At 60.6% G+C, this 10,436-nt stretch carries 12 protein-coding genes; 5 read left to right on the plus strand and 7 right to left on the minus strand.

All coding sequences use genetic code 11. The features are described 5' to 3' along the window. Nucleotides 1-3: 3 nt before the first annotated feature. The gene (locus EN955_RS14315; RefSeq protein ID WP_013532052.1) at nt 4-1,050 is read right to left on the minus strand and encodes a class 1 fructose-bisphosphatase; all 1,047 of its coding nucleotides are present in this window, start codon (nt 1,048-1,050) and stop codon (nt 4-6) included. Between the two features lie 123 nt (nt 1,051-1,173). Between EN955_RS14315 and EN955_RS14320 the strand changes: the two genes are divergently transcribed. Both EN955_RS14320 and EN955_RS14325 read left to right on the plus strand, forming a co-directional pair. Beyond that, nucleotides 1,174-2,112 carry a LysR family transcriptional regulator gene (locus tag EN955_RS14320; protein ID WP_013532051.1) on the plus strand — a complete coding sequence of 313 codons (939 nt, stop codon included), beginning with the start codon at nt 1,174-1,176 and terminating at the stop codon, nt 2,110-2,112. Nucleotides 2,113-2,299: 187 nt separating this feature from the next. After that, the gene (locus EN955_RS14325; RefSeq protein WP_013532050.1) at nt 2,300-2,500 is read left to right on the plus strand and encodes a hypothetical protein; all 201 of its coding nucleotides are present in this window, start codon (nt 2,300-2,302) and stop codon (nt 2,498-2,500) included. A gap of 16 nt (nt 2,501-2,516) precedes the next feature. On the opposite strand, the gene EN955_RS14330 is transcribed toward EN955_RS14325, so the two are convergent. From EN955_RS14330 to EN955_RS14355, 6 genes are read right to left on the minus strand one after another with little or no spacing between them, the layout of a single operon-like run. Then, nucleotides 2,517-3,092 carry a hypothetical protein gene (locus EN955_RS14330; RefSeq protein WP_245265362.1) on the minus strand — a complete coding sequence of 192 codons (576 nt, stop codon included), beginning with the start codon at nt 3,090-3,092 and terminating at the stop codon, nt 2,517-2,519. A gap of 53 nt (nt 3,093-3,145) precedes the next feature. After that, nucleotides 3,146-3,982: an ABC transporter permease gene (locus tag EN955_RS14335; RefSeq protein ID WP_050580490.1), complete on the minus strand. Its 837-nt coding sequence runs from the start codon at nt 3,980-3,982 to the stop codon at nt 3,146-3,148. Nucleotides 3,983-4,017: 35 nt separating this feature from the next. Then, nucleotides 4,018-4,806 (minus strand): ATP-binding cassette domain-containing protein, encoded by a 789-nt coding sequence (locus tag EN955_RS14340; protein WP_024504382.1) that lies wholly within the window; start codon nt 4,804-4,806, stop codon nt 4,018-4,020. Between the two features lie 57 nt (nt 4,807-4,863). Then, nucleotides 4,864-5,307, minus strand: coding sequence for a hypothetical protein (locus EN955_RS14345; protein WP_013532046.1), 444 nt, complete (start codon nt 5,305-5,307; stop codon nt 4,864-4,866). A gap of 29 nt (nt 5,308-5,336) precedes the next feature. Next, on the minus strand, nt 5,337-6,308 hold the full coding sequence (locus tag EN955_RS14350) for a YVTN family beta-propeller repeat protein (RefSeq protein WP_013532045.1): 972 nt from the start codon (nt 6,306-6,308) through the stop codon (nt 5,337-5,339). A 21-nt stretch (nt 6,309-6,329) separates the two neighbouring features. Beyond that, complete coding sequence (locus EN955_RS14355) at nt 6,330-7,559, minus strand: ABC transporter substrate-binding protein (RefSeq protein ID WP_024504383.1); 1,230 nt, start codon at nt 7,557-7,559, stop codon at nt 6,330-6,332. 250 nt (nt 7,560-7,809) lie between these two features. Between EN955_RS14355 and EN955_RS35370 the strand changes: the two genes are divergently transcribed. From EN955_RS35370 to EN955_RS14375, 3 genes are all read left to right on the plus strand, one after another. Next, entirely contained in the window at nt 7,810-9,639 is a 1,830-nt protein-coding gene (locus tag EN955_RS35370; RefSeq protein WP_024504384.1) for a (5-formylfuran-3-yl)methyl phosphate synthase, read from the plus strand. Between the two features lie 3 nt (nt 9,640-9,642). After that, complete coding sequence (locus tag EN955_RS14370) at nt 9,643-10,194, plus strand: flavoprotein (protein WP_013532041.1); 552 nt, start codon at nt 9,643-9,645, stop codon at nt 10,192-10,194. Further along, on the plus strand, nt 10,187-10,436 hold a 250-nt coding region (locus EN955_RS14375), incomplete at its 3' end, for a DUF6513 domain-containing protein (protein WP_245492838.1). The genes EN955_RS14370 and EN955_RS14375, both read left to right, overlap by 8 nt.

The following is a 10,436-nucleotide window of genomic DNA, read 5'->3' on the forward strand; positions in this document are numbered from 1 at the left end:
AGCTCAGGCTCTGAACAGGCCGCGGCGGCTGAACAGCGGCGCACGCTCACCGATGTTGCTCGGCTCTGTGTGGTAGCGCGTGATGCGCGCCACTTCCCGCGCCGACCCGAAGATCATCGGCACGCGCTGATGCAGGCTCTCGGGCTCGATTTCCAGGATGCGGGTGATCGCGTCGGTGGCGGCACCACCGGCCTGCTCTATGAGATAGGCGATCGGGTTGGCCTCGTAGACGAGGCGCAGCCGTCCCTGACCATAGCCCTTGCGCCGATCGCCGGGGTAGAGAAAAACGCCGCCGCGCATCAATATGCGGTAACAGTCGGCGACCAGAGAGGCGATCCAGCGCATGTTGAAATCCTTCTCGCGCGGTCCCTCGGTGCCCTCCAGGCAGTCGTCGACATAGAGCCGCACAGCCTCGTCCCAGTGCCGGTAGTTGGCGGCGTTGATGGCGAACTCCTGAGTGCGTTGCGGAATGATCCGGCTTTCATAGGCCTGGACGAAGGTGCCGAGCCTTGTCGAGAAGACGAAGACATGCGTGCCGCTGCCGAGCGACAGGACGAGTGCCAGCTGCGGCCCATAGATGAAGAAACCGGCGCCTAGCTGGTTCACGCCCGCCTGCAAGAAAGAGGCGGCCGGATCAGCGTCCGGCGCGCCAGTTGCGGTCAGGAGCGAGAAGATCGTTCCGATCGACACGTTGGTGTCGATGTTGGAAGAGCCGTCGAGCGGGTCGATCGCAATGGCGAGTGGCGCTTGCCTGTCGAGCAGGACTGGCTGCTCCAGCTCCTCGGAGGCGTAAAGTGCCACCGGCGCACGGCGCATGGCGTCGAGGAAGATGTCGTCGGAGAAGACGTCGAGATCCTTCTGGACGTCGCCGTCGGCATTGGCGCCACGGGTCTCGGCAAAGGCGGCGCCGAGCACCCCTTGGTTGATGGTGTTGCGGACCTTGATGGCGGCCTGTGTCAACTGACGAACGGTCGTCACAACGGCCGAGCGGAATTCGTCTGGCTGGCCGAGATAGGAGTTCAGAAAAGCGTCGAGCGTTGCCGCTGGCATCGTAACCTCCCCTCCGGCCGCATCTCCTCGGAGCGGCTGGACTGGAGGAATGGAAACAAACGTCACACGATAAGTAAAATTCAATAACTTTACCTGGTCAGTAAAAATAACTTAGTATGCGACATGAGAAACCTCACGCTCAAGCATTTCAAGACCGTCCAGGCAATCATCAAGTGCGGCAAAATTGTCAGCGCAGCCAAGATGTTAGGCCTGTCTCCTCCAGCGCTGACAATCCAACTGCGACAAGTGGAGGAAGAATTCCAGCTGGCTCTGTTCGACCGAACGTCGGACGGCATGCGTCCCACTGCCGCAGGTCTGGCTTTCGTCGAGACAGCGCAGGTTATCGAGGAGCATCTCGGTTTGCTCGAAGACAAGATGGATGCCATCAAGGGCGTACGCACCGGCAGCTTGAGGCTCGGCGTCGTTTCCACAGCCAAATATTTCGCGCCGCGGCTGATGGCTGCGTTCATGAAGGACCATCCCGACATCGACATGCGGCTTGCCATCGGCAATCGTGCCCAGACGATCGACAACCTCAGGAACCACGACATCGATATCGCGCTGATGGGGCGTCCGGCGAAAGAGGTTCCGGTGCGTGCTTCGGTCTTCGGTGATCATCCGCTGGTCATCATCGCGCCGCCCGACCATCCCTTGGTGGCGGCGCGCGATATCTCCAAGGAGCGAATTGCCGAGGAGCATTTCCTTATTCGCGAGCCCGGCTCCGGAACCCGTATCTCGTTGGAAATATTCCTGAGCGACGTGCCTGGGCGCATCGACGACCTCGGTGTCGAGATGGCCTCGAACGAAACGATCAAGCAGGCGGTGATGGCTGGTCTGGGCATCGCCTTCATCTCTGCTCACACCATCGCTGCGGAAACCGAGGCAGGCCGGCTTGTCATCCTCGACGTTGTCGGCATGCCGATCCGCCGACAATGGTTCTCGGTGATGCGAACCGATCACGCAATCTCGCCGGCGATGGCCACATTCAACGATTTCCTGATGCGCAAGGGCGCAATGTACCTGCCCCTTTTCGGAAAGCTGTATCCAGACAAGGCTGGATGACACTGCACGAGCGCAACGGATGAAAGTCCGCGATCGTTGGTATTATATAAGCGATATGTTATGTTGCAGTGCGAAAGAGCGGGGGCCACGTCCTTTCACACCGTAAGCGATCTGTATGTGTAACCCCTGCAGACTGTTCGGAACTCTCCCAGGTATGGGTTCGGGAATTCGATGGGGAAAAGGGGTAATGCTTTACACACTCGTTATGATGGTCTGCCTGACGGATGGACCGCGGACCTGCGAACAACGCGAGGAAATGGTAGACGGTCTGGCGATGAATCCCGGGACTGCCTTCATGCAGGCGCAGCCGCTGGTGGCAAGGTGGATCGAGACGCATCCCGGTTATTTCGTGCAGCGCTGGCGTGTGCTGCCTGGCAGAGAGTCGTGAGACAGGCGGCCAAGGTCTATTTCTTCACCGCGAGCGTTTCCGAGACAGTCTTCGACAACTGGTAAAGCCGCTGCTCGATTATCGTCGGCACATCGCAGACATAAGTCAGCGACTGGACGCGTTCGTTGAAAATTCGCGTCGCGAAATTCAGTTGGTCGGTTCGCCGTTCTACTTCGTCCGGATCCGCATCGGCCTTGGCGCGCAGCGCATCCACTTCGGATGCTTCCTTGCGCAACTGTGCCGCCATTTCCAGCTGTTTGTGGGCATAGCGGGAGATGCCGGAGATCACGTGCGAACGCTCGGCGTCCATGTGATCGAACATTCCCTGCACCAGCATCGTCATTTTGGTTGCGACCTGCTCGGGCGGTAGGGAAGTCGCGAAATCCTTGATCTCCTTCTGGGCTTGTGCAATCGGCGTCCGCCGGGCCGCCACAGCATCGACAAGCGCCGACACGCCTGGATCCTTCGCCCAATCCTTCGCGGTCGCCGGAAGCTCCGGCCCATTCCAGATCTGGCCAAGCGAGAGCTGTGGCACCTTACGCTGCATGCAGGGCCAGTCGGGATCGGTGTTTGCCGCGGCGGCGCCCTCCATCGACGCAAGCGTGGTGACCAGAACCAGAGTGTGAACAAGTCTCATTCGCGCCATCAGGCGTTTCCTCCCATGTCCTGTTTGCGGATCACCAAACCGCGCGAAGGGTCGTATGCGATGATGGCGCCGCCCAGGAACAGCAGCGTGCAGCCGGCGACGACGCCCAGCGACAGCCATTCGATCTGCCCGTAGAAGGCAAAACGGATCAGTTCGACGGCATAGGTGAACGGGTTGCAGAGGCAGATCTTGTAGAGCAGGGGGCTCGCCTCCTGGATGCGCCACAAGGGATACAGCGCCGGAGACGCGAAATAGCCGGGAAAGATGACGAAGTTCATGATGCCGGCGAAGTTTTCAAGCTGCTTGATCAGCGAAGACAAGAGCATGCCGAGCGCGCAAAGCATCATGCCCGACAGGAACAGTGCCGGCAGAACATAGAGATAGCCGAGTGGCGGCGCTTTGACGCCCCACAACCAGGCAACGATCAGGAACGCGTAGACCTGCACGATCGATACGGCCACACCGGCCAGCATCTTCGACACCAGCAGGAACCAGCGCGGAAACGGGCTGACCAGCAGGATGCGCATGTTGCCCATCTCGCGGTCGTAGACCATCGACAGCGAAGACTGCATGCCGGAAAACAGCAGGATCATGCCGCAAAGGCCCGGCGTGATATAGACCTCGTAGAGCACATAGGTCTTGTAGGGCGGGATGATCGACACGCCAAGCACCTGGCGAAAGCCGGCCGCGAAGATGAACAGCCAGACCAGCGGCCGGACCAGCGAGGAAATGAAGCGTTCGCGCTGGTGCAGGAAGCGCAGGCACTCGCGCAGGACGACGCCTTTCAGGCAAATGAGATAGTGGCGCAGGCCGAATGGCTCGGACCGCACCGGCATGATGCCGGCGACTTTTCCGGGCATCGCAGGAGCGCTCATGGCGACGTCTCCGTCATGCCCGCCGCATCGACGCGGCTGAGCTTCGAAAAGGTTTCGCGAATCGAACTTCCGCCGTTCGCACGGATCACATCCGACACCTTGCCGCTGGCGACCAGGTCACCCCGCCGCAGTATGACGACATGGTCGGCGTCTTCGACTTCGTCGATCAGATGCGTGGCCCAGAGCACGCCGATGCCCTCTGCTTGGACGAGCTTGCGGATGGTGGCGAGGATGCCCGCGCGAGATTCGATATCCAGGCCGACGGTCGCCTCGTCAAGCAGGAGCAGGGAAGGTCGGTGCAGCAGCGCCCTGGCGATTTCGATGCGCCGCATCTGACCGCCGGAGAGGCTGCGTGCCTTGTCATGCTGGCGGCCCTGCATGTCGACCGTTTCCAGCAGCGCGGCAATGCGCTGGCGAGCTTCGCGTCCGCCAATGCCATGCAACGAGGCATGGTAGGAGAGATTCTGGTAGACGCTGAGGTCGAGATCGAGCGTGCGTGCCTGGAACACGATGCCGACCCGCCTGAGTGCTTCGCCGGACGCGCGGCGAATGTCATGGCTGAAGATGCGGATCGATCCGTGACGCGTGTCGTAGAGGTGGCTTATCAGTGAGAACAGCGTCGTCTTGCCGGCCCCGTTGAGGCCGAGCAGAACGGTGAAAGTCGCCGGCGCGATCGAGAAGGAGACGTCGTTGAGCGCCCGCTTCTGGCCATAGGAATGGCTGACGGCTCGGACATCGAGCGCCGCCACCTCGTCTCCCGGTCCGCTTGTCCTCATATGCTGCATGCCGGATCGCTCCTTCAGGACGCGTTGGCCTATTGGCGCCCCTGATCGCCTTTTGTCTTACTTGATCGTAATCTTGCCCTTCAGTCCCTTGTCGGCAAGGTCGGGAACCGACCAGGTATATTCGCCCGGGCGAACGGTATGGAACTGCACCTGGATCGTTCCCGCGTCGTCGAATTCCAGCCAGGCCGGTCCGCCGTCCATATGCACTTCCAAATCGTTGATGACGATCTGGTCCATCCAGACATTGCGGAAGAGATCGGTCACGAACTTGTACTCGAAACCGCCCTTGGACGTGATCTTCCAGCGATAGCCCTGGCCGGCGATCAGCTCGAAGTCCTTCTGATTGACCGCATAGGTGGAATCGGCCGAACCGATAATCAATTCCGGCAGGTTCTTGCTGGCACGCGACGGTTTTGACGTCGCATCGTCGGCGTTTGCTACGATCGGAGCAAGGACAAATCCGGCGAGCGCGGCGAAGAAAAACCTACGGCAAAGTTTCATGTCTTGAGCCTCCCGATGATCAATGTCTGCTATTTGGGCGAAATGACCACACCCCAGGGCTGCTGGCCCACAGTGAGCGATTGGACCGGCTCGTCGGTGGCCGTGTCGATGAAGGTGATATCGTTGGAATTGCCATTCGTGGTGATCAGCGTTTTCTGGTCGGGCGTGAAGGCCAGATGCCAGACGCGCTGGCCGACGAGGATGTATTTTTCCACCTCATAAGTGTCGGTATTGATCACCGCGACATGGTTCGCCGGGCCGAGCGCGACATAGGCTTTCTTGCCATCGGCGCTGATGGCGATGCCTACCGGCTGGATGGTTTCGGCCCGCAGTCCCTGAATCGCGAACTGGATCTTCTTCACCACTTCGCGTTTGGCGTTGTCGATGACGCTGACGGTGCCGCCGACCTCGGCGCTGACCCAGACCTGCGAACCGTCGGGCTTGAATTCGGCGAAGCGCGGGCGCGTGTCGACCAGCACATTGTCGGTCACCTCATGCGTGCCGGTGTCGATGAAATGCGCCATGCTGGTGGTTTCCGAGGTGTTGACCATGGTCTTGCCGTCGGGGCTGACACCCATGCCTTCCGGCTCCACGCCGACTGGTATCTCGGCCAGGACCTGCTTGCTTTCGACGTCGATGGCGGTGACGAGATTGTCGTCCTCATTGGCGACATAAAGCGTCTTGCCGTCGGGCGAGAGGACGAACAATTCGGGATCGGGGCCGGATGGCAGCGTACCGACGATTTCAAGTGTCGCGGTGTCGATGATTTGGATCGTGTCGTCATCGCTGGCGCATAGATAGACGAATTTGCCGTCATGCGAGATGGTGATGCCGCGAGGTCTCTGGCCGACTTCGACGGTCTTCACCACCTGCATCGTCGCCGTGTCGACGACGGTCATCGTGTTGTCCTTCTCGTTGGACACGTAAGCCGTATAGGCCGATGCCGGGCTGGCCGTGAAGCCGGCCGCGAGAATAGCGAATGCGCAAGCTCGTTTCTGCACGCAAATTCCTCCCGATTGACTCTACTTGAGAGCGCATTTCGTTTCCGGCTGATCGACACCGAGAGTGTCGAGTTCGGAGACCTGGTGAAGATAGCCCTCCTGTGGCGATGTCGAGACGACCGACTTGGTATCGCCAAGCAAGATCGGCTGGCGAAGCTGGAGGTTCCATTTGCGGAAGGTCAGCTTCTGCCCCTTGAAAGCAGCAACCGAAAAATCGTCAGAGCGTATATAGTCGCTGATCCTTTTCGCATCGTCGCCCTTGGTGCGCGTGGTGGCCTCGCCGACCGCACGCACCGCGGTCCAGGCCGACATGTCTTTGGAGAGCATCCGCCGGCTCGTCGTCTTCAGGAAGCGGCTCTGCATCTGGATGCCGCCCCATTGTTGGCTGGCGGGATGCCATGACGATGCAACCAGACCGGCCGTGCCGGCGACCAGCCGCGGCGTCCAGGTGCGGTAGGGCACGTAGGTGCCGAAAACCTCGCTTTCGTCGGCGACAAGCACCACGTCATGCTCCGGCAGGTCTTGCGTAAACACTGAAATCTGCTGCTGTATCTGCGTGGCGCCGGTGTCGGTGCGCCTGGCTGTGCCGGTATCCTTGAATTCCTTCTCGGCGACGATCTGGCCGCCGAAGCGGGTTGCCGCGCGGCGCAGCGCATCGGCGTAGAGATGATCCTGCTCATGCGATCCATAGAGCAGCACCCAATTCGGCCACTTCTTCACCATGAGATACTGCGCCAGCGCGTCGGCCAGCATGCTGCGCGTCGGCGCGATATGGAAAACGTTGATGCGGCAGTCCTCCTCGCGAAGGCTGTCGTCGGTGGCGCCGACGTTGAAGATCAGCACGCCTTTGTCGCGGGCGATGTCGGCGATCGACAGCAATTGTTTGGCTGAAAGATCGGCGACCACATAGCGGTCGCCCTTGGTGATCATGCCTTCGAATGCCTGAACCGCGTCGCCGTCGGGCTTGACCTCGGTCACGTCGAGGCTGAATTTCTGGTTGGTGAACTTTCCCGTCGTGTTGTTGTCGCCGATCGCCACCTCGGCGCCGGCGACACCCTCGTCACGTGGCGGCAGGTCGAGCATGGAAAGCGTCAATTGCGGTGCGTAGGCCCGCAAATAGCCTATCTTGATTTCAGTTATCTTTTTTTCCGGCTTCGCCACCGTTTCCTGGCCTGTCGCGTCGGAAACGTTGACGGTCAGGGAAAAAAAGCACAAAAAGGCAGCGAGAGTGCCTGGCACCGCGCTCGTCATCGATAGTAATTACCCATTCTTGCGCAGAGGTTCGACGGTTGCCGGACCCGCGCCAAGTCAAGGTGCCCATGATCAACTTAGCCGACCCGCAAAATTTATCAAACCCTATAGGACGACTTTTCGCGCCTGCCAGAACGGTGCGGAAGGTCGCCAGCGTCGATTCGCATGGCAACACCGGCGAGACGTGGCGCAGGGGGATCGACCGCCTCTATAAAAGCGTCTTGTCCTCCAAACTGGAGAAACTGTTCAAATGACCAGAATGCTGGCAAGCGTCACCGGCATCGAAGAGGCGGAGATCGCTCTTTCTGGAGGTGTCGATATCGTCGACCTGAAGGACCCGAAGGCGGGAGCCCTGGGCGCGGTGTCCATGGAAACCATGCTCCGAACGATCTCTTTCATCGCGGGTCGGGCTCCGGTCAGCGCTGTCTGCGGCGACCTGCCGATGGAACCCGAAACGATCCGCATCAAGGCCGAAGAGATCGCGGCGACCGGCGTCGACTATGTGAAGATTGGATTTTTTCCTTCGGCAAATATCTCTGCCTGCGCACAGGTGCTTGAACCGCTCGCCGCACGAACGAAGCTAATTGCCGTACTGTTTGCCGATCTGGCGCCGGACTTCGAGCTTCTGCCGATGTTCGCCAGGCATCGCTTCCACGGCGTGATGGTTGATACCGCGCAAAAGGGGAAGGGCCGGCTGCTCGATCATCTGCCGCCGGAGCGTATTCCGGGATTCGTCGATCGAACGAAATCGCTCGGTCTGATGGTCGGCCTGAGTGGATCGCTGGAAGCTCCGGATATTCCGCGCCTATTGCCTTTCGCTCCCGATTTTCTCGGCTTTCGGGGGGCGCTGTGTGGCCATTCCGGTCGCACGAGTTCGATCAGCGCCGAGGCGGTCTCGCAGATTCGCGAGTTGATTCCAGCGGAATCCGGGACCGGCGATCAATCGAGTATCGACTATCGCCTGTTGGCAGCGAGAGGCTATTCGCCGGACACCGACCCGACACTGGGCACGGACAGGATTTTTGTGCGGGATTTTGTTCTGCCGGTCCAGATCGGTGCCTACAGCTTCGAGCATGGCCATACTCAAAAAGTGCGCTTTGATGTGATCGCCGACGTGCTGCAAATCACCGACCATCCCGAGGACATGCGCCATGTGTTCTCCTACGACATCGTCATGGACGGCATTCGCACCATCGTCGCGCGGGGCCATATCCAGCTCAGCGAGGCTTTGGCCGAGCAGGTGGCAGCGCACGTCCTGGAGAACCAGCGTGTCGTGCGCGTCACGGTTAGGGTGGAAAAGCTCGAGCTCGGCCCTGGCGGCGTCGGCGTTGAGATCGAACGCAAGCGCCAATCGGCGGGACGCGGTGCTGCCTCCGGCATTGCTGGCCGAAAAGACCGAAGCGTTGTTTTCCGGCCGCGCCAGGAGCGCCCCGAAGTGCTTCGACGGGCCATCGTCAAGCTTGGCGGCAGCACGGCCCATGCGGCGGAGATGAAGAGCTGGATCGCAGCGCTGGCGGGTTCCAGGCTGCCGATCGTCATCGTGCCCGGCGGCGGGCTCTTTGCCGATCATGTGCGCGAGACGCAGACCAGCATGGATTTTTCCGACACCGCCGCTCATGCCATGGCGATCCTGGCCATGGAGCAGTTCGGCCATGTCATCCTCGACCGGGACGAAAGGCTGGCGCCGGCACGGTCGCTGGACGAGATCGGGCGAGTGTTGGAGGCGGGGAAGGTTCCGGTGTGGCTGCCGTCGTCACTGGCACTGGCGGCGCTGGATGTTCCGGCCTCCTGGGACATTACCTCCGATTCTCTGGCCGCCTGGCTTGCCGGCAAGCTTGGCGCAAACGCACTGTTGCTTATCAAGCAGACCGGTGCATTCTTCGACAGCGATACCGCTGACAGCCTGAGGGCCCGAGGCATTGTCGACCCAGGCTTTGCCGCCATGCTGCCCGACGGCATCGATTTCCATCTCGCCGGTCCGAAGGATGCTGCCGGGGCCGGCGCGATGCTCGCGTCGGGCAAGCTGCCCGGCATCCGGATAGTGGCTTCAACAGGGTCGTCGGCAAAGAAGGCGGGATAGCCGATGGTGAAGCTGCATGTGCCGCGCTGGGCGTGGGTTTTGACGGGTTCCGGGCATTTTTTTACGGAGAGCTTCGCACTTGTTCGCCAGCTCGAACATTGCGATGTCTTCGTGTCTAAGGCCGCCAACGAAGTCCTGCGCATGTACAAGCTTAAACTTGATTTCCCGGAGACGACGCGCGTGCTGCACGACAAGACCGCGAGCGCGATCCCGGTCGGCGAATTCTACCACGGTGTCTATCACACGGTCGTGGTGGCGCCGGCCACTTCCAACACGGTCGCCAAATGCGTGCATGGCATTTCCGACACGCTCGCCACCAATGTCTTTGCCCAAGCGGGAAAGTGCCGTGTGCCAGCCATCGTCTTTGCTTGCGACACCGCGCCGGAACTCGAAACCCAGGCACCGCACGGACTGGTCAAGGTCTATCCGCGCAGGATCGACCTGGAAAATACCAAACAGTTGAAGAGTTTCGAGCGGACCCTGGTGGTCGAGTCGCTCGCTGATCTCGAAGCCTCGCTCACACGGCGCCAGGCCGAACTCGCAAGCGATGGCTGAGCGGCTGGTTTTTCTTACCGGCCATCTGGCCAAGGCGCGGCTGGAACGGCTGCTGACCGGGCTGGGCAGAACCGAATTCGCGTGGGAAATCGTCGACGTCGGCGTCAAGGTCGCCGCGCTGATGAGCGAGGACATCGTGAAGCGTCGGCTCACTCTGACAGGAGACGTCGACCGCGTCATCCTGCCCGGACGCTATCGGGGAAACATCGAACACCTGTCGGAGCATTTCGGCGTGCCCTTTG

It is taken from the genome of Mesorhizobium sp. M7A.F.Ca.CA.001.04.2.1, from assembly GCF_003998485.1.
Classification (GTDB): Bacteria; Pseudomonadota; Alphaproteobacteria; order Rhizobiales; family Rhizobiaceae; genus Mesorhizobium; species Mesorhizobium ciceri.

What these genes read in the sequence shown, in the direction of transcription:
- EN955_RS14320 (WP_013532051.1), top strand. Translation starts at nt 1,174, where the DNA reads ATGAGAAACCTCACGCTCAAGCATTTCAAGACCGTCCAGGCAATCATC.
- EN955_RS35370 (WP_024504384.1), top strand. Translation starts at nt 7,810, where the DNA reads ATGACCAGAATGCTGGCAAGCGTCACCGGCATCGAAGAGGCGGAGATC.
- EN955_RS14325 (WP_013532050.1), top strand. Translation starts at nt 2,300, where the DNA reads ATGCTTTACACACTCGTTATGATGGTCTGCCTGACGGATGGACCGCGG.
- EN955_RS14370 (WP_013532041.1), top strand. Translation starts at nt 9,643, where the DNA reads ATGGTGAAGCTGCATGTGCCGCGCTGGGCGTGGGTTTTGACGGGTTCC.
- EN955_RS14335 (WP_050580490.1), bottom strand. Translation starts at nt 3,982, where the DNA reads ATGCCGGTGCGGTCCGAGCCATTCGGCCTGCGCCACTATCTCATTTGC.
- EN955_RS14315 (WP_013532052.1), bottom strand. Translation starts at nt 1,050, where the DNA reads ATGCCAGCGGCAACGCTCGACGCTTTTCTGAACTCCTATCTCGGCCAG.
- EN955_RS14340 (WP_024504382.1), bottom strand. Translation starts at nt 4,806, where the DNA reads ATGCAGCATATGAGGACAAGCGGACCGGGAGACGAGGTGGCGGCGCTC.
- EN955_RS14345 (WP_013532046.1), bottom strand. Translation starts at nt 5,307, where the DNA reads ATGAAACTTTGCCGTAGGTTTTTCTTCGCCGCGCTCGCCGGATTTGTC.
- EN955_RS14330 (WP_245265362.1), bottom strand. Translation starts at nt 3,092, where the DNA reads ATGGAGGGCGCCGCCGCGGCAAACACCGATCCCGACTGGCCCTGCATG.
- EN955_RS14355 (WP_024504383.1), bottom strand. Translation starts at nt 7,559, where the DNA reads ATGACGAGCGCGGTGCCAGGCACTCTCGCTGCCTTTTTGTGCTTTTTT.